The organism is Saccharothrix sp. CB00851 (assembly GCF_001905065.1).
In the GTDB taxonomy this organism is placed as follows: Bacteria; Actinomycetota; Actinomycetes; order Mycobacteriales; family Pseudonocardiaceae; genus Actinosynnema.
In genome coordinates this window covers 25,958-52,486 of sequence record NZ_LWLC01000064.1, presented here as the reverse complement: position 1 = coordinate 52,486, position 26,529 = coordinate 25,958, and the positions used below count along the sequence as shown (strand labels likewise).

Annotated in this window: 22 protein-coding genes; 11 read left to right on the top strand and 11 right to left on the bottom strand. The window is 72.9% G+C overall.

The features are described 5' to 3' along the window. Positions 1-599: 599 nt before the first annotated feature. Complete coding sequence (locus A6A25_RS38760; RefSeq protein WP_073899051.1) at positions 600-1,106, bottom strand: DinB family protein; 507 nt, start codon at positions 1,104-1,106, stop codon at positions 600-602. Positions 1,107-1,162: 56 nt separating this feature from the next. Between A6A25_RS38760 and A6A25_RS38755 the strand changes: the two genes are divergently transcribed. From A6A25_RS38755 to A6A25_RS38745, 3 genes are all read left to right on the top strand, one after another. Further along, positions 1,163-2,293, top strand: coding sequence for an alkaline phosphatase family protein (locus A6A25_RS38755; protein ID WP_073899050.1), 1,131 nt, complete (start codon positions 1,163-1,165; stop codon positions 2,291-2,293). Positions 2,294-2,465: 172 nt separating this feature from the next. Beyond that, positions 2,466-6,284 (top strand): DEAD/DEAH box helicase, encoded by a 3,819-nt coding sequence (locus tag A6A25_RS38750; RefSeq protein ID WP_073899048.1) that lies wholly within the window; start codon positions 2,466-2,468, stop codon positions 6,282-6,284. Between the two features lie 118 nt (positions 6,285-6,402). Next, positions 6,403-6,999 carry an acetoacetate decarboxylase family protein gene (locus A6A25_RS38745; RefSeq protein WP_073899046.1) on the top strand — a complete coding sequence of 199 codons (597 nt, stop codon included), beginning with the start codon at positions 6,403-6,405 and terminating at the stop codon, positions 6,997-6,999. Between the two features lie 27 nt (positions 7,000-7,026). On the opposite strand, the gene A6A25_RS38740 is transcribed toward A6A25_RS38745, so the two are convergent. Continuing rightward, a complete protein-coding gene (locus A6A25_RS38740; RefSeq protein ID WP_073899353.1) occupies positions 7,027-8,226 on the bottom strand; it encodes a cysteine desulfurase-like protein in 1,200 nt (399 codons plus the stop codon). A gap of 197 nt (positions 8,227-8,423) precedes the next feature. Between A6A25_RS38740 and A6A25_RS38735 the strand changes: the two genes are divergently transcribed. Beyond that, positions 8,424-10,013, top strand: a complete 1,590-nt coding sequence (locus A6A25_RS38735; protein ID WP_073899044.1) for a beta-1,3-glucanase family protein — start codon at positions 8,424-8,426, stop codon at positions 10,011-10,013. A gap of 303 nt (positions 10,014-10,316) precedes the next feature. Here A6A25_RS38735 and A6A25_RS38730 read toward each other — a convergent pair whose 3' ends face one another. Beyond that, on the bottom strand, positions 10,317-10,946 hold the full coding sequence (locus A6A25_RS38730; protein ID WP_143193697.1) for a dienelactone hydrolase family protein: 630 nt from the start codon (positions 10,944-10,946) through the stop codon (positions 10,317-10,319). A gap of 135 nt (positions 10,947-11,081) precedes the next feature. Here A6A25_RS38730 and A6A25_RS38725 point away from each other — a divergent pair, with 135 nt between their 5' ends. The 3 genes from A6A25_RS38725 (at position 11,082) to A6A25_RS44450 (ending at position 12,036) form a co-directional block, all read left to right on the top strand. Beyond that, positions 11,082-11,339 carry a hypothetical protein gene (locus A6A25_RS38725; RefSeq protein WP_073899042.1) on the top strand — a complete coding sequence of 86 codons (258 nt, stop codon included), beginning with the start codon at positions 11,082-11,084 and terminating at the stop codon, positions 11,337-11,339. Between the two features lie 65 nt (positions 11,340-11,404). Then, positions 11,405-11,803 carry a hypothetical protein gene (locus tag A6A25_RS44455; protein WP_073899040.1) on the top strand — a complete coding sequence of 133 codons (399 nt, stop codon included), beginning with the start codon at positions 11,405-11,407 and terminating at the stop codon, positions 11,801-11,803. Continuing rightward, complete coding sequence (locus A6A25_RS44450; protein ID WP_073899038.1) at positions 11,794-12,036, top strand: ABC transporter substrate-binding protein; 243 nt, start codon at positions 11,794-11,796, stop codon at positions 12,034-12,036. The genes A6A25_RS44455 and A6A25_RS44450 overlap by 10 nt, the downstream gene beginning before the upstream one ends. A 100-nt stretch (positions 12,037-12,136) precedes the next feature. Here A6A25_RS44450 and A6A25_RS38710 read toward each other — a convergent pair whose 3' ends face one another. Further along, on the bottom strand, positions 12,137-13,102 hold the full coding sequence (locus tag A6A25_RS38710) for a squalene cyclase (RefSeq protein ID WP_073899036.1): 966 nt from the start codon (positions 13,100-13,102) through the stop codon (positions 12,137-12,139). A gap of 71 nt (positions 13,103-13,173) precedes the next feature. Continuing rightward, entirely contained in the window at positions 13,174-14,478 is a 1,305-nt protein-coding gene (locus A6A25_RS38705; protein ID WP_073899034.1) for an aminotransferase-like domain-containing protein, read from the bottom strand. A gap of 96 nt (positions 14,479-14,574) precedes the next feature. Between A6A25_RS38705 and A6A25_RS38700 the strand changes: the two genes are divergently transcribed. Next, complete coding sequence (locus A6A25_RS38700) at positions 14,575-15,357, top strand: alpha/beta fold hydrolase (RefSeq protein WP_073899032.1); 783 nt, start codon at positions 14,575-14,577, stop codon at positions 15,355-15,357. Here the strand turns inward: A6A25_RS38700 and A6A25_RS38695 are convergent. Beyond that, positions 15,320-16,192 (bottom strand): serine/threonine-protein kinase, encoded by an 873-nt coding sequence (locus A6A25_RS38695; protein ID WP_143193696.1) that lies wholly within the window; start codon positions 16,190-16,192, stop codon positions 15,320-15,322. The two genes, A6A25_RS38700 and A6A25_RS38695, sit on opposite strands and share 38 nt — an antisense overlap. A 543-nt stretch (positions 16,193-16,735) precedes the next feature. Then, a complete protein-coding gene (locus A6A25_RS38690) occupies positions 16,736-17,701 on the bottom strand; it encodes a lysyl oxidase family protein (RefSeq protein WP_143193695.1) in 966 nt (321 codons plus the stop codon). A 215-nt stretch (positions 17,702-17,916) separates the two neighbouring features. Between A6A25_RS38690 and wecB the strand changes: the two genes are divergently transcribed. Then, a complete protein-coding gene (wecB, locus tag A6A25_RS38685; RefSeq protein ID WP_073899026.1) occupies positions 17,917-19,089 on the top strand; it encodes a non-hydrolyzing UDP-N-acetylglucosamine 2-epimerase in 1,173 nt (390 codons plus the stop codon). On the opposite strand, the gene A6A25_RS38680 is transcribed toward wecB, so the two are convergent. Together A6A25_RS38680 and A6A25_RS38675 are read right to left on the bottom strand one after the other, a co-directional pair. After that, entirely contained in the window at positions 19,007-20,314 is a 1,308-nt protein-coding gene (locus A6A25_RS38680; RefSeq protein WP_073899349.1) for an FAD-dependent oxidoreductase, read from the bottom strand. The two genes, wecB and A6A25_RS38680, sit on opposite strands and share 83 nt — an antisense overlap. Continuing rightward, positions 20,314-21,141 (bottom strand): glycosyltransferase, encoded by an 828-nt coding sequence (locus tag A6A25_RS38675; RefSeq protein ID WP_073899024.1) that lies wholly within the window; start codon positions 21,139-21,141, stop codon positions 20,314-20,316. The genes A6A25_RS38680 and A6A25_RS38675 overlap by 1 nt, the downstream gene beginning before the upstream one ends. A 335-nt stretch (positions 21,142-21,476) precedes the next feature. On the opposite strand from A6A25_RS38675, the gene A6A25_RS38670 reads away from it, so the two are divergent. Both A6A25_RS38670 and A6A25_RS38665 read left to right on the top strand, forming a co-directional pair. Next, complete coding sequence (locus A6A25_RS38670; protein WP_083669017.1) at positions 21,477-22,892, top strand: sugar transferase; 1,416 nt, start codon at positions 21,477-21,479, stop codon at positions 22,890-22,892. Beyond that, entirely contained in the window at positions 22,874-24,301 is a 1,428-nt protein-coding gene (locus A6A25_RS38665; RefSeq protein WP_241829153.1) for a putative glycoside hydrolase family 15 protein, read from the top strand. The genes A6A25_RS38670 and A6A25_RS38665 overlap by 19 nt, the downstream gene beginning before the upstream one ends. Positions 24,302-24,324: 23 nt before the next feature. Here the strand turns inward: A6A25_RS38665 and A6A25_RS38660 are convergent, their stop codons facing one another. Both A6A25_RS38660 and A6A25_RS38655 read right to left on the bottom strand, forming a co-directional pair. Continuing rightward, positions 24,325-25,458 carry a glycosyltransferase family 4 protein gene (locus A6A25_RS38660; protein ID WP_073899022.1) on the bottom strand — a complete coding sequence of 378 codons (1,134 nt, stop codon included), beginning with the start codon at positions 25,456-25,458 and terminating at the stop codon, positions 24,325-24,327. Then, on the bottom strand, positions 25,455-26,528 hold the full coding sequence (locus A6A25_RS38655; RefSeq protein WP_241829152.1) for a glycosyltransferase: 1,074 nt from the start codon (positions 26,526-26,528) through the stop codon (positions 25,455-25,457). Before A6A25_RS38655 ends, A6A25_RS38660 begins: the two co-directional genes overlap by 4 nt. Between the last annotated feature and the right edge of the window lies 1 nt (position 26,529).

The following is a 26,529-nucleotide window of genomic DNA, read 5'->3' as shown; positions in this document are numbered from 1 at the left end:
CGCGCGCAATGCTTCGGCGAAGCCGTCTATGCCGCACACCACCCGTGCTTACCGCCGCCTCCACCGCTCACGCCACCGCTCGGGCCTGCCCATCACTCCACCGAGGTGCCTTGTCACCCCTCCTCGCGGTACCTCGCGGCGTAAGAGAAGTCCCGAGCGGGCCAGCAAGAGCACATCCGTACTCCGGTTTCGGACCGCGCCGATCTACGGCGTGGCCCGCCGCCCTCGTGGGCGCGGAATCGACAAGACCTGTCGTCGGCGGGGTCGGGTGCCGGCCACCACACCGGACGCGAACGCCACCTCCGCCGCGTTGGTCGAGGATTTCGCCTCGACCGCGCGGGTGGCGTGCCGTTCTCGTCAAGCCGGAAGTGGTCCTCTGTGGACATCGACAACCACGGCACGTGGGTGCTCGGCGCGCCGGAGATGGTGTTCCCCGGCGGAGGAGCGCGGCCCGGACGTGCCGCCGACATCGCCGCACAGGGCCGACGCGTGCTCGTCCTCGCCTCCGCCCGCGATGACGTTCGGGTTGGGGGCGTCCACCCGTCCATCCACTCCCCGCGCCGGGGCCGCGCGCACCGCGGTTCGGCGGAGAAGCGGCGTTACGCGCCCACCGTGCCGTCGATGCCCTCGCGCAGGAGGTCGGCGTGCCCGTTGTGCCGGGCGTACTCGTGGATCACGTGGAGCATGACCAGGCGCAGCGACACGTCCTCGCCCCAGCGCTCGTGGTGGCCGGTGACGTCCAGCGACTCGGCCTCGCGCTCGATGCGGCGGGCGTGCTCGACCTCGGTCCGCCAGGCCTCGAACGCCTCGGACCTGGTCGCGGTGGAGGCGTCGTAGGCGACCTGGAAGTCGCCGTCGGGCGACCACACCAGCGGCACGTCCTCGTGGTTGATCACCCGGCGGAACCAGGTGCGCTCGACCTCGGCCAGGTGCCGTACCAGGCCGAGCAGGGTGAGCGTGGACGGCGGCATGGAGCGGCGGCGCAGGTCCTCGGTGGACAGGCCGTCGCACTTCATCGCGAGGGTGGCTCGGTGGTAGTCGAGGAACGCGCGCAACGTCTCCCGTTCGCCGGCGCGCAGGGGTGGGCCGATGCGTTCGGTGGTCATGGGTACATCGTCTCCTTTCCCCGCCGAGCTCCGGTCTCGGGCTAGGGTCGGGTGCCATGGACCCGCTGGTGCCCCGGTACGGGGGCGGATCGCTCGCCGACGTCGTGCCGTCGTTGCTTTCCGGGCTGGATGTGCCGGGGATGGTGGACGTGCTCGGCCTGTCCGGTCCGTCACGGGTGTGCGTGCTGCTCGTGGACGGCCTGGGGTGGCGGTTGTTGCGGGAGCACGAGGCGGACGCGCCGTTCCTGGCGTCGTTGGCGGGTTCGGCGATCACGGCCGGGTTCCCGTCGACCACGGCGACCAGCCTGGCCGCGTTGGGCACCGGGGTGCCGACCGGTGAGCACGGGCTGGTCGGGTACTCGTTCGCCGATCGCGGTGAGGTGTTGAACGCGTTGCGGTGGTCGCGGTACGGGGCGGGGTCGCACGTCGACCTGCGGGACGTGCTGGTGCCGGAGGACGTGCAGCCGCGGCGGACGGCGTTCGAGGTGGCGGCCGACGCGGGGGTGGCGGTGCGGCTCGTGCTGCCGCGTGACCAGAGGGGCAGCGGGCTGACGCGGGCCGTGCTGCGGGGTGGGCGGTTCGAGGGCGTGCTCGGGCTCGGTGACCTGGTGACGCGGGTGGCGGAGGCGTTGCGGTCGGCGGAGCGGGTGCTCTGCTACGCCTACCACGCCGACCTGGACGCGCTCGGGCACGTGTACGGGCCGGGTAGTGAGGCGTGGCGGTGGCAGTTGCGGTTCGTCGACCGGTTGGCGGCGGCGGTGGCGGACGGGTTGCCGGCTGGTGGGGCGTTGGTGGTGACGGCGGATCACGGGATGGTGGCGGCGGACGACCGGGTCGACTTCGACACGGATGACGTGCTGCGGGACGGTGTGCGGCTGCTCGGTGGCGAGGCGCGGGTGCGGCACGTGTACACGGAGGATCCGGAGGCGGTGCGGGCCCGGTGGGTGGAGCGGTTGGGCGACCGGGCGTGGATCGCGTCACGGGCGGAGGCCGTGGCGGCGGGGTGGTTCGGGCCTCGGGTGGCTGATCACGTGCTGCCGCGGATCGGTGACCTGGTCGTGGCGGCGAAGGGTTCGCTGGCGGTCGTGCGTTCGACGGTTGAGCCGGGACTCACTACCTTTGTCGGGCACCACGGATCCCTGACGGAGGAGGAGCAGCACATCCCGATCCTGAACACGATCGGGTGATCATGGACCGAAAATGTACGGAAACACTGTTCTCGTACCTCGGTTGAATGAGACGGAGCGCCGACCACCCCGCCCCACCACCACAGGGCCGCCCGGGACGCGGTTCGGCATAGCATCACGTGTCGGCCGCCAGGGGTGCCGACGACCTGCGGCCGGGACGGGAGGGCGACGAGTGGAGCACGGGTCGCCCGTCGTGGACACGTCGGTCGCGGGCGTCGTGGAGGCCGGGTGGGGAGTCCGCCCGGAGCCCGCGATCGCCCGGTACGCGGAGCCCGGCTGGCAACTGTCACCCGTGCCGATCGACCGCCGGTGCCCGAAGTGCGAGGGCGAACTGCACGGCCTGTACCGCGCCCACCCGGACCGCGGCAGGCAGCAGCTGCAGGCCGCCGTGGCCTGCCCCACGTGCCCGGCGTCGTTCACGCTGCGGGAGTTGAAGCTCGCGCAACGCTCGGTCCTCGGCGACCTCCGCCCGGACGCCGTGTCCCGCCGCCTCGCGGAGGACGCCCAGCTGGAAGCCCTGGCCCGCAACTCCCGCGCCGGCCAAGGCACCGCGGTCACCGCGCCCGAACCCGGGACACGCCCACGGGCCGGGACGGGGGACCTGCGGTCGGAGCAGCCCGGGTCGGAGCAGCCCGGGTCGGGACGGCAGGCATCGGGGCAGCCCGGGTCAGGGCGGCCCGGCTCGGGGCGGCAGGCGCCGGGGCGGCGGTCGGAGTCCGGGGCGCTGGCCAGCGCGAACGCTGAGCCGGAACCGCGAGCCGGGGCAGCCGGCAGCGCGCCGCAGCCGCGAATCGACGACGAACCCGAGCCGCAGGCAGGCAGCGAGCCGCGCGGTCGAACCCAGGCCAACTCGCAGCGGCGGGTCACGGGCGGGCGCACGGCGTCGAAGGCACGGGCGGGCGCGGAGCTCGGGACGGGGCTGCGGATCGCGGCGGCCGGCGGTGGGCCGGGGGCCGAGGCTCCAGGCGGAGCCGCCGAGCACGAGTCGCGGATCGCGGCGGCCGGCGGTGGACCGGAGGCCGAGGCACGAGCCGTCGAACGCGAGCCGCAGGTCGCGGCGCGAGCGGTGGGGTGGCGGGCGCGGACGAGCGCGGAGGTCGAGGAGGAAGAGCAGGTCACACCGGCGGTCGACGCGCCCGAGCACCAGCCGAGGCGGCGGGTGTCGACGGTGGCGATGGCGGCGCGGATCCGGTCCATCCTCAGTGGGTCCGAGGTGGCGCCGGCGGCGCGTTCGGTCGGGGTTGCGGTGTTGCCGCCCGCGTTGGCGGCGCTGGGGTCGCGGCTCGTGTGGTGGTGCAAGACGGTCGACCCCGGGTTCGAGGTGCCGGAGGTGCCGGCCGGGGTGGATGCGCGGGTCGTTTTGCCCGATTTGTCCGAATTTGACGAGGTGCGGGCGCGGCTTGAGGCAGCGGGAGTGCCGTACCGAGCGGTGCGGCACTGGTTGGAGCAGGAGGAAGTGTCCGCGACCGCCGCCACGGCCTGGCTGTCGGACGTCGGCGGGGTGGTGCCGGAGCGGTGCGAGTCGGTGGTCGGCGAGGGGGCACGGGCGGCGCGCCTGGCCTTCGAAATGCTGTGGGACCTGCACGAACCGACCGCCGACGTGCCCGACCCGGTGCCGATCACGCGCTTCGTCCCGGACGACTGGGCGCGGTTCCTGCCGTTCCCCGTCCTCAACCCCGCCCAAGCCCAAGCCGCGCCCCACCTGGTGGACGGCGACTCCCACGTCCTGATCACCGCACCCACCGGCGCGGGCAAGACGGCGATGGGCATGTTGGCCGTCCTCAAAGCGATCCTGCACGAAGGCCGCAAGGCCGCCTGGCTGGTACCCCAACGCTCCCTGACCGACGAACTCGACCGCGAACTGGAGACGTGGCGCGACGAAGGCCTGCGCGTCGAACGCCTGTCCGGCGAGTACGCCGTGGACGTCGAAGCGGTCAAGGCGGCCGACCTGTGGGTCGCCACCACGGAGAAGTTCGAAGCGATCTGCCGCGCCAGTTCCCTGCAGGCCGCCCTCGGCGAGGTCGGCTGCCTGGTGGTAGACGAGATCCACCTGCTCGGCAGCCCCAACCGCGGCGCGCTGCTCGAAGCCCTGCTGGCGCGCGTCCGCGGCACCGACTCGCCGGTCCGCATCGTCGGCCTCTCGGCGACCGTCTCCAACGCCGCCGAAGTCGCCGAGTGGCTGGAAGCGGACCTGGTCGCCACGACCTGGCGTCCGTCCACGGTGACCTGGCAGCTGCCGACGATCCCCGCCGCGTCCGGCTTCACCGCGAACAACCGGCTGCGGGAACAGATCGTGCTCGACCTGACCCACCGGCACACCACCGAGGGCGGCAGCGTGCTGGTGTTCTGCGGCTCCAAGCGCAACGTCCGCTCGACCGCGATGGCGATCGCCGCCGACCGGGGCGCGCCCGTGCACACCGTCGCCCCCGACGACGTCGACGGCCTCACCAAGGCGTGCGCGGAGGTCGGCGTCCGCCTGCACTACGCCGACTACGAGCACAAGCACGCCGCCGAACGGGCGTTCCGGGCACGTGAGGCGGACGTCCTGGTCGCCACGTCCACCGTCGCCGCGGGCGTGAACCTGCCGGCCCGGGCCGTGATCATCAGGGACGTGTCGATCGGCGGTGAACCGATCGACACGTCCACCGTGCTGCAGATGTTCGGCCGGGCGGGACGCATCGGCGCGGGTGAGACCGAGGGCTGGTCGTACCTGGTCGTCGACGAGACGCAACGCGCGGACTGGCAGACCAGGCTGGTGGCCGGGTACTCGGTCTACTCGCGGATCCGCGACTCGCTGCCCGACCACGTGCTGGCCGAGGTCCTGCAGGGCCGGATCGGCACGGTGGACGACGCGCAGGCGTGGTGGGTGGAGACGTTGGCGCACGCGCAAGGCGACGATGACCTGGAACCGGTGCAGGAGGCCGTTCAGTTCCTGGTGGACGAGGGTCACCTGACGTCGACCGACGGGCGCCTCGCCATCACCGAGCTGGGCCGGTTGACCGCGCGGATGATGGTGTCGACCCACACCGGGCACCGGTTGCGCCGCACGCTCGGCCTGCTGCCCGTGCCGCGTGACCCGGACGAGGCGGAGAACGCGCTCAGCCTCGTGCTGTCGGTGGCGGTGCGTGACCTGGCGGGCATCCCGGTGCCGGAACCGGTGCGGCCGGCCGTGGCGACGGTGATCAAGGCGGGTGGCAAGACGTCGCAGATCACCAACACGACGTCGGTGAAGGGCCTGGGCTCGCAGACGACGACCGCTCCCGGTGACCTGGCGTGGGCGGCGCTGCTGCTCGCGGCACGGTCACCGCACCTGTTCGACTCGAAGCGGCGGGTCGCCGGCGGCATCCCGATGGCCACGCTGCACCCTGTGTACGAGCAGGCGCCGCGGTTCCTGGCGTGGCTGGCCGCGCAGGGTGTGCTGGGCACCGTGCACCCGTGGATCGCCATCGTGGCCGCCGACTTGGACCACCGCGTCCGCTGGCGTGGTCTCGCACCGGGCCGCGGCGCCGGCCGATTGTTGTGGATGTGCGAGGAGATGGCCACTCGCGCACACCTGAAGGCCGTGGTGCCGGACCTGTGGCGCTCGGCCGTCGCCCGTGGCCTCCGCTCGCCCGACTGGCCACCCGGACGTTCACCGGCGGGCTGCGTCCTCGACCACGCCGGCTACACCGCTCTGCTGCGGGAACGCACCACCAACCACACCCCGACCGCGCACGCCGACAACGCCACCGTCACCGGCGGCACGGGCACCGGCGCCACCGCGATCGCCTGGCGCGGCCGGACCTGGACCGCACCCACCACCGCCGCGACCATCGCGTACCCGTCATCGGACGACGACGACGAAACCGTGGGAGCAGCCGTCTTCACCCGCCGCGGCGACTACCGCGTCACCGGCTGGCTCGACGCCTACACCACCCTCGCCCCGACCACCGACCACACCCCGCCGCCACCGCCCAAGCGCACCCGCCGTGGCCTGGGCAGCGCCCGGTGACGGTCAGCCAAGCGCACATGTGCCACCCGACACGCACCGGAAGGTTTACGAAGTCGAGAGAGCCGGCGTGCGAGTCCGAAGTGGACGGCGTTCCAGCACGCCGTGGTGAGGACGTCCGATGGTGAGTTATCCGCCGGAACCGTGGGAGCTGCACGGTCGCGCGTGCGTGTCCGTGTGGCTGGTCCGGGCGACGGCGCTGCCACCGCTGCCTGTGCGGCCGGTGACGGTGTTCGGGTGGGCTGTGGTCGGTACGGCGTTCGTGGACTACCGGCCGCCCGGCCTGGTGTACCACGAGCTGCTGGCCGCCGTGCTGGTGCGGCGCGGTGCGCGGCTGGGGGTGTCGATCGCGCGGATCTGGGTGGACAGCGAGACCTCCCGGGCCGGTGGCCGTCAGCTGTGGGGCATTCCCAAGGAGCTCGCCGAGTTCGACCGGGGTCGCGATCTCGCCGCCCGTGACGCGCGCGGTCCCATCGCGTCGGTCCGCGTCGGGGCGTCCCGGCTCGGCTTGTTGCTGCCGGTGGTGGGGTCGACGTGGCAGGCGTTCGGTGACGGCCTGGCCCGCACACCCCTGCGCGCCACCGGCCGCGTCGCCCCGGTCCGCGCCACCTGGCACGTCGACCCGTCCGGTCCGCTGGCGTGGCTGCTCCCCCACCGACCGCTGATCAGCGTCGCCGTCCGGCGGATGCGACTGCGTTTCGGCCCGCGCCGCCGCTAGGTCCAGCCGGACGGCCGCCGGTTCGCGCTACGCCGAACGCAGGAACGCGGCCAGCCCGTCGAGCAGCCGGTCGACCTCCGCTCCGGTCGAGTACGGCGCGAGCCCGATCCGCAGCCCGCCCGTGTCGCCCAGCCCCAGCCACCGGGACGTCTCGACCGCGTAGAACGCACCGGCAGGCGCGTTCACGCCCAACCCGGCCAGGTACCGGTATGCGTCCGCCGCCGCGTGGTCGGTGAACGTCACCAGGACGGTCGGCGTGCGCCGCCGGGCCCGTGACCACACGACCGTCCCGGGCAGCTCCGCGAGCCCCGCCTCGACCTTCTCCCGCAACCGGTCCTCGTGCTCGCCCACCGTCGCCAACGACGCCACGATCCGTTCGCGACGGGAACCGGCGAAGGGAGCCAGGTCGGCGATGAAGTCCACCGCCGCCGTGCAGCCGGCCAGCACCTCGTACGGCAACGTGCCCAGCTCGAACCGCTCCGGCACCGCGTCCGACGACGGCACCAGCTTGTCCGGCCGCAAGTCCGCCAACACCTCCGGCCGCCCTGCCACCACACCGCAGTGCGGCCCGAAGAACTTGTACGGCGAGCACGCGAAGAAGTCCGCGCCGAGCATCTCCACGTCGACCGGGTGGTGCGCGGTCAGGTGCACGCCGTCCACGTAGAACAGCGCACCCCGCTCGTGCGCCGCGGCCCCGATCTCCGCCACCGCCGGACGCGTGCCGATCAGGTTCGACGCCGCCGTGACGGCCACCAGCCGGGTCCGGTCCGACAGCGCGTCGGCGACGTCGTCCAGCTCACCGGTCGCCGGGTCGAACCCGACCCACCGCACCACCGCGCCCACCGCCTCGGCCGCCTGCACCCACGGCCGCACGTTCGCGTCGTGGTCGAGCCTGGTCACCACGACCTCGTCACCGGGCTGCCACGTGCGCGCCAGCGTGCGGGCGAAGTCGTAGGTCAGCTGCGTCATGCTGCGCCCGAACACGACACCTTCCGGCGGTGCGCCCAGCAGGTCGCCCATGGCGCGGCGGGCGTCCAGCACGATCGCGTCGGCCGCGCGTTCAGCGGCGGTGACCACGCCCCGGTTGGCCAGGGACGAGACCATCGCGTCACGCACGGCGTCCGCGACGACGGCGGGCACCTGGGAGCCGCCCGGTCCGTCGAAGTGGGCGGTGCCGGTGCCCAGGGACGGGAAGCGGGCGCGGACGGACTCGACGTCGTAGGTCATGGCACCACTCTGGTCGCCCTCCACACGGGACTCCAGTGGCCCGCGTCACGTTCCGGGCTTGACATTGGTTCAACCATCGCACAACCCTATGGAAGCGCTCTCACGACGCCCTGTCCGCGTGAGCGCCCGCCTTCCCGGCCGCCCTGGAACCGGCCGGGAGGTCGGCACAACCTGCCCTGCACCGAGGAGTCGCACCCATGCGCACCCTGACGAAGTGGTTGAGCGCCTTCGCCGCGCTCGCCACGTCCGCGTCACTGGCCGCCGCCACACCGGCCGCCGCCATCGGACCGGACCTGCTGCCGCTCACCGTCACCAACAACAGCGGCCGCTCCGAGGCCGTCCACCTGTACGTCCTGGGCACCGACATCCGGCCGGGCGGCCGGCTCGGGTACGTCAACCAGTCCGGCACGTTCACCCCGTGGCCCGCCGGCGCCAACCCGCCCGCGCCCGCGCCGGACGTGTCGATCGCGGGTCCGGCCAACGGCGGCAGCGTCACCCTGCGCGTGCCGCGCTTCATCTCCGGCCGCGTCTACATGTCGTTCGGGGAGAAGCTGAAGTTCTTCCTGACCCCGGACGGCCTGGTGCAGCCCGCGCCGTGGTCGCCGAGCGACCCGAACCGGGACATCCTGTTCGACTGGAGCGAGTTCACCTACAACGACGCGGGCCTGTGGCTGAACAGCTCGCAGGTGGACATGTTCGCCGTGCCGCACGCGGTCACCGTGACGGGTGCGAGCGGCGTGACCAAGAAGACCGGCGAACTGGTCGCGAACGGCCGGGACAACGTGATCAACGGCGTGCGCGACCAGGCCGGCTGGGCGAACAGCGTCCGCACCCGCGCCGACGGCACGGTGGTGCGCGTGCTCGCGCCCGGCAAGGCCGCCGACGCGGGCCTGTTCGACCGCGCCTACCTCGACCCGTACATCACGCAGGCGTGGAACGCCTACACCACCAAGACGTTGACCGTGGTGCCGTTCGGCAATCGGCCGGACATCCGCTACTTCGGCCGCACGTCCGGCACGACGATGAACTTCACCAACTCCGCCGGTCAGCACGTGGCGTCGTTCGCCAAGCCGACCACGTCGAACGTGTGGGGTTGCGACGGCGCCCTGCACGCGCCCAACGACCAGGTCGTCGGCCCGATCGCACGCACCCTGTGCGCCGCCCTGCACCGCTCCACGCTCGGCCGGATCGACACCCAGCCCGGCGGCGGTCCCGCCGACTTCTACCAGGGGTCGCTGACCAACCACTACTCGCGGCTCGTGCACCAGAACATGGTGGACGGCAAGGCGTACGGGTTCGCGTTCGACGACGTGCAGGCGCAGGAGTCGTTGGTGCACGACGGTGACCCGCGTTCGGCGGGCATCATCCTGACCCCGTTCACCGGCGGCTCCACTCCCCCTCCGCCGTCGGGCAGCATCGTCAGCGCGTGGCACGGCAAGTGCGTCGACGTGCCGAACTGGAACTTCGCCGACGGGCAGCGCCTGATCGTCTGGGACTGCACCGGTGGGACGAACCAGAAGTGGGAGTCGACCGGCGGCACGCTGCGCACGCAGAACAACATGTGCATGGACGTGGCCTGGGGTTCGACGGCGAACGGCGCCCCGATCCAGATCGCGAGGTGCAGCGGCAACCCGGCCCAGCAGTTCGTCCTGACCGCCGCCGGCGACCTGGTCAACCCGCAGGCGAACAAGTGCGTGGACATCGCCGACTGGAACCCGAACAACGACGCGGTCCTGCAACTGTGGGAGTGCGGCGGCACGGCGAACCAGAAGTGGCGGCGCGGCTGACCTGGCGGTCGTGATCGGGCAACTGTCGGACGCGGCGCGGACATCCCACTGCGCCGCGTCCGACTCGCGCCGGCACGATCCCGGCCACGAGCCCTCCGGCGCCTGGTAAAGTGCCTGGTAGGAGACCTCACCGTCCGACCTACCCGGGCCGGGCCAGGTCCCCCAATCGAGTGGTTCTGGAAGAGGCATCAAACAAAACGGCGTTATACTCAACCTGAAACGTCGGTTGAAACAACGAGGCCGGCAACCAACCCCCGTCCCCAACCCCGCCCGACCTGAACCCCGCCGCGCCGAAGCCGGAAGTCACAGGAAGTCTCGGAACCACGCACCCGCCAGGCGGGAAACCTCCTCCAACGCCCCGGGCTCCTCGAACAGGTGCGTCGCCCCCTCGACCACCTCGAGCTGCCACAGCACCGCCAACTGCTCCGCCGCCGCACGGTTCAGTGCCAGCACCTCCTCGTCACGACCACCGACCACCAGCAACGTCGGCGCGCGCACCCGGCCCAGCGCACGTCCCGCCAGATCCGGCCGCCCACCCCGCGACACCACGGCCCTCACCAGGTACGTCCCGGCCGCCGCGACCAGTGCCGCCGCCGCACCCGTGCTCGCGCCGAACAGCCCGATCGGCAACCCCCGCGTCGCCGGCGCCCGCGACGCCCACTCCACCGACGCGGCCACCCGCTCCGCCAGCAGCCCGATGTCGAACCGCAGCCGCCGCGTGACGCGGTCCTCCCGCTCCTCGCGCTCGGTCAGCAGGTCGAGCAGCAGGGTCGCGTACCCGTCCCGGCGCAGCGACTCCGCCACGGCCCGGTTCCGCCCGCTGTGCCGCGAGCTGCCCGACCCGTGCGCGAACACCACCACACCGGCCGGTTCGGAGGGTACGCCGAGGTCAGCGGCCAGGTCCACACCCCAGGCGTCGACCGACACCGCCATCGTGCCGCTCCTCGTCATGCCCACCGGGTTCACCGCCGCACCCACGCACAAACGAGCCGTGTCCCGAACGGGCTAACGGGTAACCCGTCGGTGTGCCGGTGCGGCCGTCCGCGTGCCGGCGCGGAAGGAGCGACCATGGCCGACGAACGCGCGCGACCCGCCCGCGGACCGATGTCCGAGCAGCAGGAAGAGCTGGAACCGGGATGGGGCACGATCCACCGCGGTCGCGCCCCCGAGAACGTCGGCCCGCAGTACACCGCACCCGGCGGCGACGGCAGCTTCATCGACGACGAGGCGACGGCCATCGCCGACGAGGCCGGATCGGACAACCTGCTCGGCCCCGAGGACGCCGCCATGCACATCGAGGACGAGGACGGCCGCCCGCTCGAATGACCTGATCATTTCCCGGTCAGGTCATTCTCCATCGGGCTCCGGGTGACCTGCCCAGCGTCCGGCTCGTGTCCGAGAACGAGAAGCCCGCCAAGCCCGACACCGCCGTCACGCTCACGCACCGGGCGATTCGCCCTGCGCACCACGGACCGGCGGCGGCACGGAACCTGCTCGGCGTGGCACTCGCCGAGGACGACGAGTACGAACCCGCCTGGCGCCGGCTCGCCGAGCTCGTCACCGACGACGCCGAACGCCTCTTCTGCCTGAACCGGGCCTACGCGGTCAAGGCCGACCCGGCCACCGACCGCGCCCGGAAAGCGCTGCGCGGCGTCCAGCCGACTCCCCCGCCCGAAGCCCGGGACGTGGTCGAGCCGCCGCGCCCCGACCCGGTCGCCTCCACCCCACGACGGAAGAGCAAGCCCAAGGCGCTGCTCGCGGCGGCCGCCCCGTGGTGCTGGTGGCGTTGACCGCGGTGGGCGTGTGGACGACGGTCGGCCAGGCCACCAGTCCCCCGGTGCACATCACGCTGGTCGCGGGCCTCACCGGGTGCGACCCGGCCACCGCCGCCGCCGACCTCGAACGCGGTGTGCGGATGCGCCTGGACGAGATCAACGACGACGGCGGCGTCCACGGCCACCCGGTCGAGCTGCTGGTCTACGACGACGCCGACGAGGTCGACCAGGGCCGAGCGGATCGCTGAGGAGATCGTCCGCGAGGCAACGACGGCTGGCCAGGGCGGCCCGCGTCGGCTACCCCGGGTACCTGCTCGCGGTGGTCGCCACGTACGTGGTCGTGTTCGCTTAGCGGCGGTCGTCCCACCAGTCCAGGACCCGCGTCCCGGACAGGGTCAGCCACTTCGAGGGCTCCCCCGCCGGCACGTCGACCTCGAACCACACGCGGCCGGGGTGGCGGCGGGCTTGCAGCCAGGTGCCGTCCGGCTGCCTCTCGGCGCGGATCAGCTCGATCGCGTCGGCCATCCGCGGTTCCGGCGGCGTGCCGTCGAACAGGCACGCCCGGCGGAAGTACTCGGCCGCGTTGAGGACGTTGTAGTACCAGCGGAACGGGTAGGAGAAGCGGTTCACCCACGGTGCCACGGGTTCGCCGGTGGACAGCCGGCGGAACAGGCCGCGTTCCAGCAGGTACTCCTCGCCGGCACGGCGGGCGGCTCGCGTCGCGTCCGTGCCGCCGGTCGCGGCGTCGAAGTCGAGCAGGCCTTTGAGCGAGTTGAGCGTCGAGTGGAACGACGAGCGCGTCGAACCCTCGACCCACTCGCAGTTCCAGCCGCCGTCGGGCAGGCGGTGCTCGACGAACCAGTCCACGATGCCGGTGATGTCGGCACCGAGCCACAGGCCGTTCTGCACCGTCCACGCGTTGATGCAGCAGTCGACCTCACCACCCCAGTAGGGCAGGTCGTCATACTCCCAGCGGCAGTTCCGGTCGAGCAGCTCGGCCGTGCCGCGCAGGACCTCGGCGTCGAGTCCCCACTCGCGCAACGAGTTCAGCGTCCACGTCGTGGCCGTCCACGGCTGCCCCGCACCCTCGGCCGCTTCCGGTCCGTGGAAGTCGAAGCCCGCCGGGAAGAACGCGCCGCCCGCCCACTGGCCGTCCGGGTCCTGCAGCGCGAGCAGGCGTGCGCCGAAACCCTCGGTCGCGACCTTCGCCCGGGTCGCTTCCCAGACCTCGGGCGGTTCGTGGAGGAGATCGCGCTCGACCTGCCAGCGCAGCGCCGGATCGGAGTCGAGGAGCCACGAGACCCTGGTCACCATGACGTGACTATAGTGCCGCGACCGGCGGCCTTCACCGCGTCTTCCGGCGCTCAGCAGGGCGCCTCGCGGCACTAGTCGACCTGCTCGTCCTCCGGGCTGCCTTCGGCGACGGCGGCCAGGACGTCCAGCGCGGCGGCCAGGGTGTCGGTGGGGACGGAGGCGAGGGCCAGGCGGACGGCGTTCGGCGCGTGGCCGGGCACGACCGCGAACGCGGCGGCGGGCGTGACGGCGATGCCGCGCCGTGCCGCGGCGGCCACGAACGTCTCGGCCCGCCACCGGTCCGGCAGCCGCCACCAGCAGTGGTAGGCGCCGGGGTCGGCGCGGATGTCGAAACCGGACAGGCGTTCCCGCGCGAGTCGCTGCCGTGCCGCGGCGAGCGCGCGTTTGCGGTCCACAATGGACTCGGCGGTGCCGTCGGTGAGCCAGCCGGTGGCCGCGGCGAGCGCGAAGTGGCCCGCCACCCAGCCGCCCGAGCGCGCGGCGGCGGCGACCCGGTCGACCAGGTGCCCCGGCGGGACGGCGAACCCGACCGCCAGACCGGGCGCGAGGCGCTTGGACAGGCTGTCCACGACGGTCGTGCGTTCGGGAGCGAGCGGCGGCAGGTCGGGGCCGAGGAAGGCGTAGATGGCGTCCTCGACCACCTGGACATCCAGGTCCCGCACGGTGTCGGCGAGTTCGGTGCGGCGGTGGTCCGGCATGGTGGTGCCGAGCGGGTTGTGCAGGGTCGGCTGCAGGTAGACCGCGCGCACGTCGGCGGCGCGGACGGCCTGCGGCAGCACGCCCGCGTCGTCCACGGCGAGCGGCACGAGCGTGACGCCGAGCCTGGCCGCGATCGCCTTCACCACCGGGTAGGTGACGGCCTCCACCCCGAGCCGTCCGCCGACCGGCACCAGCGCCGACACCACGGCCGCGATCGCCTGCTTGCCGTTGCCGGTGAACAGGACCCGGTCCTCGTCCGGCGTCCACCCGCCGCGGGCCAACGCACGGGCGACGGCGGCCCGTGCCTCCGGCGTGCCGCGGACACCGATCGGGGTGAGCGCCCGGTCGAGGCCGTCGCGCAGGAGTCGGTCCAGGCCCGGCGCCAGCAGGTCGGACTGGTCCGGCAGGACGCAGAAGTTCAGCTCCAGGTCGATCCGCGCGCCGCCCGGTTCGGGCAGTTCGGGCTCGGCTCGCGCGGCCCGCACGAACGTACCGCGACCGACCTCGCCGACCGCGAGGCCGCGCCGGATCAGCTCGCCGTAGACGCGGGCGGCCGTGGAGCCGGCGATGCCGTGCCGGCGGGCGAACGCGCGTTGCGGCGGGAGGCGGTCGCCGGGCTTGAGCCGGCGGGCCGCGATGTCGGCGGCGATCCGGTCCGCGATCAGGCGGTAGTCCACGCGGGCACCTCATATTGCACCGAGAGCATTGTTTTCATTGCACCGAGGATGGTGGCGTTCCTAGGCTGCTGTCGTCAACGGATCGAGGGGGACGGCATGCGCGTGAACGGCATCGACATCGCTTACGACGACCAGGGGGACGGCCTTCCGGTGCTGTTCGTGCACGGCCACCCGTTCGACCGCTCGCTGTGGCGGCCCCAGGTCGAGCACCTTCGTGCGCGTTACCAGGTCATCACCCCTGACCTGCGTGGATACGGGGAGACGACGGTGGTGCCCGGCACGACGCCGTTGGGCGTGTTCGCGGACGACCTGATCGGGCTGCTCGACGGGCTCGGGCTCGACCAGGTGGTGCTGTGCGGGCTGTCGATGGGCGGCCAGATCGTGATGGAATTGCACCGCGCGCGCCCGTCACGCGTCCGTGCACTGGTCCTGGCGGACACCTTCCCTGAGGGCGAGACGCCGGAGGGCCGCGAGATGCGGTACGGGATGGCCGGGCGCCTGGTGCGGGAAGGCATGGGCCCCTACGCCGACGAGGTGCTGGACAAGATGATCTCGCCGCACAACGTCGTCGCGTTGCCGGACGTGGCCGACCACGTGCTGCGGATGATGCGCGGCACGTCGCCGGAGGGCGCCGCGGCGGCGTTGCGCGGGCGGGCGGAACGGCCCGACTACGTGGACTCTCTTGCCCGCACCACCGTGCCCGCGCTGGTGGTCGTAGGTGAGGAGGACGAGTACACGCCGGTGGCCGTGGCCGAGAAGATGCACTCGATCATGCAGGGTTCGACGCTCGCGGTGATCCCCGGCGCGGGCCACCTGCCCAACCTCGAACGGCCCGAGGAGTTCAACGACGCGCTGGAGCGGTTCCTCGCGACGGTGTGAACGGCGTGCGGCCGCCGCACAGGAGCCGGTCGCGGGGCAGGGCGGCCGGGGCGGGGCGGAGGCGGTCGGCGACCTGGGCCGCGGTGGGGCGTCGGCGGGCGGAGAGGGACGTCATCAGGGTCAGCAGGCGGGCCAGGCCGGCGGGCACGTCCCGGGGGACCTCGGGCGGGCGGTGCAGGCGGGCGACGGCGGCGTCCACCCGGTTGCCCTGGTACTCGCGGTAGCCGGTGAGGCACTCCAGCAGGACCAGGCCGAGCGCGTAGACGTCCGCGGGCGGGCCGACGTCCTCGCCGCGCACCTGCTCCGGTGCCAGGTAGGCGGCGGTGCCGACGACCTCGTTGGTGTTGGTGAGCCGGGTCGAGCCGAGCGAGCGGGCCAGGCCGAAGTCGGCGAGGTAGGCGGTGTCGGAGTCGTCGAGCAGGACGTTCGACGGCTTCAGGTCCCGGTGCACGATCGCCTGGTCGTGCACGTGGTCGAGGGTGTCGGCGACCTGGTGGCCGAGCGCGCGTACCCGCACGGGCGTCAACGTGCCGTCCACGAGCCGGTCACGCAGCGTCGTGCCTTCGACCAACTGCATGACCACGAACGACACCTCACCGCACGTGCCGACGTCGTAGACGGACAGCAGCCCGGGGTGCGACAACCCGGCCAACGTCCGCACCTCGTTGTCGAACCGGCGCTCGTCCACCTCCCCGCCCCGGAACACCTTGACCGCGACGAACCGCCGGAGCAGCACGTCCCACCCCCGGTGCACCTCCGCCGCACCGCCCGCGCCGAGCTTGCCCGTCAACTGGTAGCGCCCGGCGAGAACGCGCTGCTCGGTGGCCAACGACATGGCCCCACCCTTCGGGTCGCCGATCCGGACGCCCCCGAATTCCCGGACCACGACCTCGCCAAACCGCCGAGCCGGCTCCCGTCAGAGCACGTCGAGCCAGGGCCGGCGCCCGCGCGGTGCACCCCGCAGGTGCGGTCGCTCGGCGGAACGGCGGAGAACGCACGGCACAACAGCACCTCAGCACCGGTCAGGCACCCGGCCTCGACAGCAGCTCGACAACAACTCGGCAGCGACCCAACGGCCGCTCAGCACCGACTTCGCAGACGGGGCGGCGGACCGGCGCCGGAGCGGACGCGTGGTGGACCGGCCGCTCAGCAGACACGCGGCGAACCGGCCCCACAGCGGACGCGTGGTGGACCGACAGCAGACCGGGCGCGCGGCAGACGGCGGTGGAGCGCCCGTGTGGTGGACCGACGGCCAAGCGGGCGCGCGGCAGACCGGCGGCGGACCGGCCACGCGGCGGAGCGGCGGCCGTGAGGCGGACCGGCGGCCGAGCGGGCGCGGCAGACCGGCGGCGGACCGGGCGCGTGGTGGAGGGGTCGGTCAGTGGCCGAGTTGGGTGAGCTGGAGGAGCTGGGCGCACCGGTCGGTGCCCGGGCAGTTGCGGATGAGTCGGACTTCCGGCAGTTGGGTGATCGTGGCCGGGGGGCTGGCGGCGTGGCTCGGCCAGCGGATGGAGATGGCCATGGAGGAGGCGTTGTTCGTGTACGACTTCTCCAGCAGGGAACGGTCGGCGTTGACGATGTTCACCAGGTCGTAGACGCCGGACGGCACCTTGCTGATGTCGAGCCACTGGAAGTCGACCGTGTACACGTAGTCGTCGCCGTACCCGGCCGAGATGCCCTGCACCACGTTCAACGCCTCCGGCGCGTGGTGGCCGCACCGGTTCTGGCGCAGGAACGCCGACAGCCGACCCTGCGGGCTGCCGTCGTCGGCCGGGCGGCTCGCCACGTGGTCGGGCGTCACGTAGCGGTCGCCCAGGCAGAAGCCGTTCTTCCGGTCGGTCACCACCGTGTCACCCGAAGGTGTGCGGAGTTGGAAGTGCTCGAAGCCCAGCAGGTGCCAGTGCTCGTGGGTGACCGCCGGCTCGTAGTACATGGCCGCCGGGATGGGCCGCTGCGACTCCTCGTACGACATCGGGATCGAGCCGTCCACAGCGGACTGGAACGCCTGCCGCGCGGCCATCCGCGACTGCCCGGTATGGCCGCGGCTGCCGTGGATCAGCAGCGGGCCGTCGCCGATGTTGTCCGCCGAAGTGGTGAACCTCAGCCGGACTGCCCCGATCGAGCCCTTCCGCACGCACTCGCCGTTCGGCGCGGCCGGGTCCGCGACCGGGCACACGTCCCAGTCCACGCACCGCGACACGTCACCGGAGTAACCGCCCGCGCACCCCACCGGCGCCTGCCGGAGGTCGGGCAGCAGCACCGACCTGGTCGCCCGCGCGGGCGGCGGACCCAGCGCGACCGCCACGAGCACCGCCGTGGCGAACAGGACCACGTGTCTTCGCATCACCGAAACCGTCCAATCCAGAATGATCCACTCACCAATCTACTGAGGCACCCCGACAACTCGACCACGCGCGCCGCCAAGTTCACTCGATCGACTGAGGCGCAAGGGAAATCTCCCACCGGGACTCTAACCTTCACCGCGATCGCGCCCCGGGCGCGCGTCATCCGCGACTGGAGGTGGGTCCGATAGACCAGGGAGTTCCCGGCAGCGTCACGATGGTGTGCGGCACCAGGCCGGAGCTGATCAAGCTCGCCCCGCTGATCCGCGTGCTGGGCGCCGACGCCACCGTCGTCTACACCGGACAGCACTACGACACCTCGATGTACCACCGGATCCGACAGGACATCGGCCGACCGGGGCGGTTCCACGAGCTGGCCGTGGGCGGTGGCAGGCGCGGCGGTCAGCTCGGCGCGGCCATCGCGGCGGTGGACGAGGTGCTGGCGCAGCACCCGACGAACGCGGTCATCGTGCAGGGCGACACCACCTCCGCGCTCGCGGGCGCGTTGGCCGCCAACGCCAACGACGTGCCGCTGGTGCACGTCGAAGCGGGCCTGCGCAGCTTCGACCGGGCGATGCCCGAGGAGCACAACCGGGTGGCCATAGACCACCTCGCCGACCTGTGCTGCGCGCCGACCCCCCTCAACCGCACCAACCTGCTGGCCGAGAGCGTCCCCGACGAGCGCATCGCGATCACCGGCAACACCGTGGTGGAAGCCCTCGTCACGGCGCTGCCCGGACGCGACGAGGAAGCCGTCGTGCTGGCCGCGCACGAACTGCGGCGCGACGGTTACGTGCTGGCCACCGTCCACCGCCCGGAGAACGTGGACGACCCGGTCAACCTGGAGACGATCCTGCGCGAGCTGAACCGCCTGCCGCTGCCGGTGGTGCTGCCGCTGCACCCGCGCACGGCCAAGCGGGTCGAGGCGTTCGGCCTGACCGCCCTGCTGCACCGGCTGGAGGTGGTGGAACCGCAGGCGTACCCGGCGTTCCTGGCGCTGGCCCGCTGCGCCGCCGTGGTCGTGTCGGACTCCGGCGGCATCCAGGAGGAGGTCAGCGTCCTGAAGCGGCCGGTGGTCGTGGTGCGCCGCAGCACCGAACGCCCCGAGATCGAGGGCACCTTCGGCACGCTCGTGCCGCCGGGTCCACGCCTGTGCGCGGAAGTGCTGCGGTGGCTGGACGACGTGCCGGGCCACCGGGCACGCCTGGAGCACATCCCCTCGCCGTACGGCACCGGCTCGCCGTCGGCCCGGATCGCCGCCGCGCTCGGGCAGCTGGTCCGCGGCGAGCCGGGGTACGCCCGGCAGCTCAGCCCGGAACGGGTTGTGGTGCCCCCGCCAGCGTCGCGACGACCCGCCGCGCGAGTCCCACACTCGAATTCCAGCTCGTGACGTCCGGGTAGACGTGCGCGGTGGTCGCCAGCAGCAGTGGTGTGCCGGCGACCACCACGGGCGGTCGCCGCGCGAGGTACCCGAGCGGGTACACCGGTTCCACGAACGGTGCCTTGAACACCCGCACGTCCTCCACGTCCTCGCGGCGCAACGACGGGTGCAGGGCCAGCAGCTGCGAGGTCCAGCGCTCCGCGACGGCGGCCTCGTCCTCCCCGAACAGCGCGGACTCCCGGTCGGTGTAGCGCATCGCGTAGACGAGGTGCCGCCCGTCGTACGGCTCGACCCCGGCCAGCGGGGTCATCTGGATCAGCCCGTCGAACTCCGTGCCGGACCGCACCACCGGCGTCCAGTAGTGCCCCGACAACGGCCGGCGCAGGAAGAACAGCGCGTTCACCACGCCCTGGTACGGCAGCCGCACCTCGGGCAGCCGCGCGGCCAGGTCGTCGTCGGCGAGCTGCCGCAGCAACGGCAGCGGCAACGTCGACACCACCCGGTCCGCCGTCACGGCCTCGCCGCCGTCCAGGGCGAGCCGCACCCGGCCGCCGATCACGCCGAGCCGCCGCACCGGCGCGTCCAGCCGCACCACCCCGCCACCGGCCTCGATGGACGCCCTCAGCGCGTCGATCACGGCCCGGTAGCCGCCGTCCGGGTACCCGCGCACCGACACGGCACCCTCGCGGCCCAGTCGCTGCCACAGGTACAGCGCGGGCACGTCGCCGAACCGCGCGCCGAACTTCGCCCCGAACAGCGGCGCGAGCAGCAGCTCCCACACCCGGTCGCCGTACAGGCCGCGCAGCCAGTCCTCGGTGCGCGTGCCGTCGAGGTCCTTGCCGCGCCCCAACCGCCGCAGCAGCACCGAGACCGCGCCGAACCTCAGCCGGTCGAGAACACCCAACGGGGTGAACTTGAGCAGGTCCAGGGCCGTGTTGAACGGGAACGCGCGGCCGTCCACGACCATGCCCATCCGGGTGGGCCGCCACGCGATCGAGTCGCGCAGCCCGAGCTCGCCGAGCAGGTCGAGCAGGTGGTCGTCGGTCGGCATCACGCAGTGGTAGAAGCGCTCCACCCACCGGTCGCGCCAGGCGAAGAACGTGCCCAGCCCGCCGAGCTGGTCGCTGCCCTCCAGCAGCGTCACCCTGGTGCCCGCCCGCACCAGCCGGTGCGCGGTGGCCAGGCCGCAGATCCCGCCGCCGACCACCACCACGTGCCCGTGGTCCGCGCGCATCACAGCGCCCGGTACGGCGCGGGCGAGAGCCGGTCGCGGACCAGCAGCTTCACGTACTGCCAGACGGTGCGGGCGATCCGGATCTTGCTCGGGCCGCGCTTGCGGTCGTAGCGCAGCGCCAGCGGCACCTCGGTGACCACCGGGCGGCAGTGCCGCAGCTTGAGCAGCAGCTCGACCATGCACGCGAACCCGCGTTCCTCGATCAGCCGCTCGCCCCAGTGCCGCTCGGCGCGGACCAGCAGGCTGACCCGGTAGGCGCGGAAGCCGCTGGTGAAGTCGCGCACGCCCTCGAACCGCAGCACGCGGCGGAACAGCGCGGCGGCACCCCGGGACAGCAGCCGGCGCAGCGGGGGCGCCGTCGCGTCGTCACCGCCGTCGACGAACCGGGAGCAGATCACCACGTCCGCGCCCGCCTCGATCTCCCGCTCCAGCCGCTCGATCAGCGCGGGGTCGTGGGTGTCGTCGGCGTCCATCACGATGACGACGTCGTCGTGGTCGGCCTTGGCGAGCACCGCGCGCAGTCCTGATTGGACGGCCTGGCCGAGGCCGAGGTTGACCGGGTGGCTGACCAGCCGCACGTCCAGGCCCGGCCAGCCCCCGGCGACGACGTCGGCGGTGCCGTCGGACGAGCCGTCGTCGACGACCCAGGCGGTGAGCTTGCCGGTGCGCGCGACCTCGGCGAGCCGGGTGAGCAGCGGCGGCAGCGAGGCGGCCTCGTTGTAGGCGGGCAGCACGACGTGGGCACGGGCGTGGGTGCGCGCGCCGCCGGAGAGGGCCGGTCCGCCCTGTTCCGACGTGGTGCGCACGTCGCCTTCATCGACGCTCAATGGGCCCCATTTCACTGGATGGCGGATGACGGTCCAGAATTATTCGCCTCCGGACCGCGACGGGATTCGACCACCCCGGTGGTATCTCGTCGCACGTCAGGATGAATTCTCGAAGGACAGGGAGCACCGGGCCACCAGAAAGGGGCAGAGTGATCACCGAAAGAGTGAATTAGCGCCGATGAATCACACTTGATGCACACCGAGTGAGCAGAGCTTCCCGTTCGGATGGTCTCGAACGGGTGACCAAATAATCGGGTTCATGGTGGGAAGGACGTCGTCCGGATGTGGTGTGGCGTGGACGGGACGCGCTCGGTCCCTGGCAAGGGTGGTTTGAGGTGAACGGGGTCGGCTCGGCGACCACCCCGACCCTGGTGTCGCGGTGGCGCCACCCGAGGCCGCGCGAGGCGTCGGGGTCGGACCTGCTGCGGCGGGTGAACGCGGTGGCGGTGCTGCTGGTCGCGGTCGACGTGACGGCGGTGGCCGCGGTGGCGGTCCGGTACTCGCCGGGCGCGCGCTGGACCGCCGTGGTCGCGGCGGCGCTGTTGGGCGTGCGGGCCGCGTGCCGGCTGTACCGACGGCGGCTGTGGCTGTCCTGGTTCCACGACCTGCCGCGCTCGGCGGGTGCGACGGCGGTGGCGTTCGCCCTGGTCACGCTGGCCGGGATGATCGGCGGCGCGCCACCGGAGACCGCCTTCGCCACCCAGTGGGCGGTGCTGGCGTTCGCCGCGCTGAGCGAACCGGCCCGGCTGTTCGTGTTCGCCTTCGGCCGCTGGTGCCGGCGCAGGTTCCACCGCTGCGACCGCACGATCGTGGTCGGCGCCGGGAAGGTCGGGGTCGACCTGGTCGGCGCGATGCTGGCGCACCCGGAGTTCGGCCTGCGCCCGGTCGGGTTCGTCGACCCGGAGCCCGCGCTGGACCGCGCCGCCCTGCCGGTCGAGCTCATGGACGAGGACCTCGCCGCCGCCATCACCCGGTTGGGGGTCGGCACGGTCGTCCTGGCGTTCTCCCACGCGCGCGAGTCGTCGGTGGTCGACTCGGCCATCACCGCGCACCGGCTGGGCTGCACCACCCTGGTCGTGCCGCGGATGTTCGAGCTGTACCAGGACGGGCCGGACATCGAGCGGCTGCGCAGCTACCCGCTGATGCGGCTGGGCACCGCGCCGACCAGCAGGCCGAGCTGGTGGGTCAAGCGCGCCATGGACGTGCTGCTGGCCGCCGTGGCGCTGGTGGTGCTCGCGCCGGTGATCGCGCTGTGCGCGCTGGCCGTGCTGCTGGAGAGCGGCCGGCCGGTGATCTTCCGGCAGGTGCGGGTCGGGATGGACGATCAGCCGTTCGTGCTCTACAAGCTGCGCAGCGTGAGAATGAACGGCGAAGACGATTCCCAAGTCACCTGGTCGGTGGTCGGGGATCGCCGGGTCGGACCAGTCGGCCGATTCCTGCGCAGCACTTCGCTGGACGAACTGCCCCAGTTGTGGAACATCATCCGGGGCGACATGTCGATCGTCGGCCCGCGCCCGGAACGGCCCGGTTTCGTCCGCGAGTTCTCGGCTATCCACGAGCTATACTGGGCCCGTCACCGCGTTCCGACGGGGCTGACCGGCCTCGCGCAAGTGCACGGCCTGCGGGGCGACACCTCGATTGTCGACCGGTCCCGATACGACAACTACTACATAGCCAACTGGTCGTTGTGGCTGGACGTGAAAATCCTGTTGCAGACGGTGGGTGAGCTGGTGTGCCGAAGGAACCGCTGAACCGACGCCGATCCCGCCGCTTGCTCGGCCTGCTGTGCGCCGCCGCGCTCCTGGTCCCGGGCGCGGCGTGCACGGCGGGTGCCGCGGCCGGCAGACCGGTACCGCCGGTGGAGCCGCTCGGCCCGCTGCCCAAGCCGCTCGCGCCGTGCGGCTGGTGGTACGGCATCGGCGAGCCGCCCACGAACCGGGAGATCGCGTTCGCCGCCCGGCACTACAGCCTGGTGGTGCTCAACGCGACCGAGACGATCGCGCTGCGCAAGCTCAAGCAGCTCAACCCCCGGATCAAGGTGCTGGTCTACAAGGACTTCTCCAGCGCGCGCAACTACCCCGGCGCGGTCGACGGTGACATGGACGCGCCGCTGCTGCCCACCGGCATCGGCTACTTCCGGGCGCACCGCGAGCACCCGCACTGGTTCGCGGTGGACACCCAGGACCACCGGATCGAGTGGAACTCCTACCCGAAGCACTGGCAGATGACCGTGTGGGACCCGGCGTACCAGAAGGCGTGGAGCGAGGCGGTCACCGCCGAGGTCGTGCGCGAGGGCTGGGACGGCGTGCTGGCCGACAACGACTTCAGCTCCCTCAAGTACTACTCCTCGGCCGTGCTCAAGGGCACGGCGAACGCGGCCGAGTCCGACCGGTTGATCCGCGACGGCATGGACACCTTCCTCACCACGGCCGGTGACGCCCTGCGCAAGGCAGGGAAGATGCTGATCCCGAACGTGTCCGAGTCCCACCTGACCGCGGGACGGTGGTCGGCGCACTCGCGGTACGACGGCGCCATGGAGGAGAACTTCGGGCTGCGCGACACCGGAACGGGTGAGCTGCTGACGTTCAAGGGCAACGAGTGGAAGGAACTGCGGTCGCAGGCCGCGCTCGGCGAGACGTGGCTCCTGCTGATCACCCACACCAAGGGCGCGCGGGAGGAACGCGTCGGCTACGCCACGGCCGCGTTGCTGGCGAGCCCGCACACGTGCTGGTCGGGTGCGACCACCAGGGACTACCGCAACCCGGACTGGTCGCGGTACCAGGACGCGAAGCTGGGCGAGGCCACCGAGACGGCCAACCGGCTGCCGTCCGGCGCGTGGGACCGGCGGTTCACCGGCGGGTACGTGGCGGTGAACCCGACCGGCAAACCCGCGCAGGTGACCCCGCCGCCCGGGCTGGTCGACATCGACGGCGGCGGCACCGCACCGGCCACGATCGAGGTGGCCTCCGGTGACGCGGTGATCCTGGTCAACCCCAACGGCTCCCCCACCACGCCCACCACCACCGAACCGACCACCACCCCTGAGCCCACGACAACGACGACGGCCGAGCCGACCACCGCGACGGGAACGACCACCACCGAGTCGACTACGACGACAACCGAGCCGACCACGACCGAGTCAGCGCCCCCTGCGCCATAACCGGCACCGGTGATCCCGACCCCCTATGTCGTGACCGGGGTCCAGCCCAGGAGTTCGCGGTAGAGGGTGAGGTGGCGGCGGGCGCACACGTGGGGTGCGAACCGTTCCCTTGCGCGTTCCGCCAGCGACAGCCCGATCCGGGCCGGGTCCGGTTCGGCGAATAGCCCGCGCAGCCGGGCGGCCAACTGGTCGACGTCACCCGGTGCGGCCAGCGCGCCACCCGCACCCGTGCCACCCCAGCCCGCGTCACCGAGCATGTCGGCCACCCCGCCGGTGTCCGTCGCCACCACGGGCTTGCCCGCCGCCATCGCCTCGGCCACCACCAGCGGCTGCTGTTCCATCGTGGACGGCAGCACGAGGGCATCGTGGTGCCGCAACAGGTCCGGCACGTCGGGCCGGAACCCCAGGAACTCGACCCGCCCGCCCAACGCCCGCGCCAGCGCCTCGGCCCTCGCCCGCTCCGGCCCGTCACCCACCACGGTCAACGTGGCGTCCGCAGGCATCACGCCCGGCAACGCCAACGCCGCCAGCAACGTCGCCAACCCCTTGCGCTCCACCAGCAACCCGACGAACACCAACCGCCGCACCGGCCCGGTCGGCGGCTGCACGTGTGCCGGCTCCACGCAGTTGTCGATGTGCGCCAACCGGCCCGCGGGCACCTTCAGCCGTGACGCCAGGAACCGGCCCATGGCCTGCGCGGGCACCACCGTCCGGTGCACGGTCCGCGCCACCACCGCGTCCGCCGCCAGCACGGTGCGCGTGTAGGCCGACGGCGCCGCCGCCCGCGGCACGCCCCGGAACCAGTCCTCCCGCACGTCGTCCGGCACGCCGTGGTAGGTCTGGATCACCTTGTGCCGCCACCGCAACCCGGCGCTGACCAGCCCGGCCCGCCGGTCCTGCGCGTGCACCACGTCCGGCCGCCACGCCCGCACCGCCGCCCGTGCCCGCCACCCGGCCCGCACGTCGGCCTTGTCGCCCACCTCCACCCGCTCGTGGTGCCCGGTCAACGCCTCCGCGCCCCGCCGCGGCACCGGCCCGAACACCCGCACGTCCGCCTCACCGGAGGCGATCAGCGCCCGCGCCAGCCGCACCGTGACGTCCACCGGTCCCCCACTGTCCTGGGTCAGCACGTACGCGACCCGCGGCCGCCGGTTCACCGGGCACCCACCAAGAGCTTGTCGACCAGGGTGGCGACCTGGTCGGCCACCTGCCGCCGGTCGAACAGCAGCTCCACCCGCCGCCGGCCGTGCGCGCCCTCCAGGTCGGCCGCGGACGGGTCGGCGAGCCGCACCGCGACCGCCTCGGCCAGCCCGGCGACGTCACCGGCGGGCAGCACCGCACCCGCCTCGCCGACGCTCTGCCGCACGCCGCTGACGTCGAACGCCACCACGGACCGCCCGCACGCCATCGCCTCCAACGGCACCAGCGCCATCCCCTCCTCCCGCGACGGCAGCACGACCACGTCCGCCGCGGCGTAGAAGTCGGCGACCGCGTCGTCGTGCCCCCACCAGCGCACCGACTCGTCGTCGCACGACGCCCGCCACCGCTCGGCCATCGGCCCGTCGCCGACGAGCACCAGCCGCGCGTCCGGCACCTGCGCCCGCACCGCGGGCCACGCCGCCAGCAGCTGGTCCTGCCCCTTGTACGGCACCAGCCGGCCGACGCACACCGCCGTGGGCACGTCCGGCAGCCCCAGCCGCCACCGCGCGGCCACCCGGTCGTCGGGCCGGAACCGCTCGACGTCCACGCCGTTGCACACGACCTCCGCCGGACCGCCCACCCCGGCGGCACGCCCGGCGGCCAGTTCGTCGTCGCTCACGCACACGAGCTGGTGCGTCCACCGCGCCGCCACCCGCTCCCAGGCCCTGGCGGCACGTCCCACCGGCCCGCCGGCGCTCTGGAACGACCACATGTGCGGCTGGAACAGCGTCGGCCGCCGTCCGCGCACCACCAGCCGCCCGACCAGCCCGGCCTTGGAGCTGTGCAGGTGCACGACGTCCGCCGCGAGCCCGCGCAGCACGCGCCGCAGCCGCACCACCTCCGCGATCGTCCCGGGCCCGGGGTGCCGGCGGGCGTGCCAGGTGCGCACCTCGACGCCGAGCTCACCCGCCCGGTCGGCGAGCGGCCCCGGCGGGCACACCACGGTCACCGACCAGCCGAGGTCCCGTTGCGCACGGGCCAGGTCCACCACCACCGCCGCCACGCCCGCCGTCACGGGCTGGCTCACG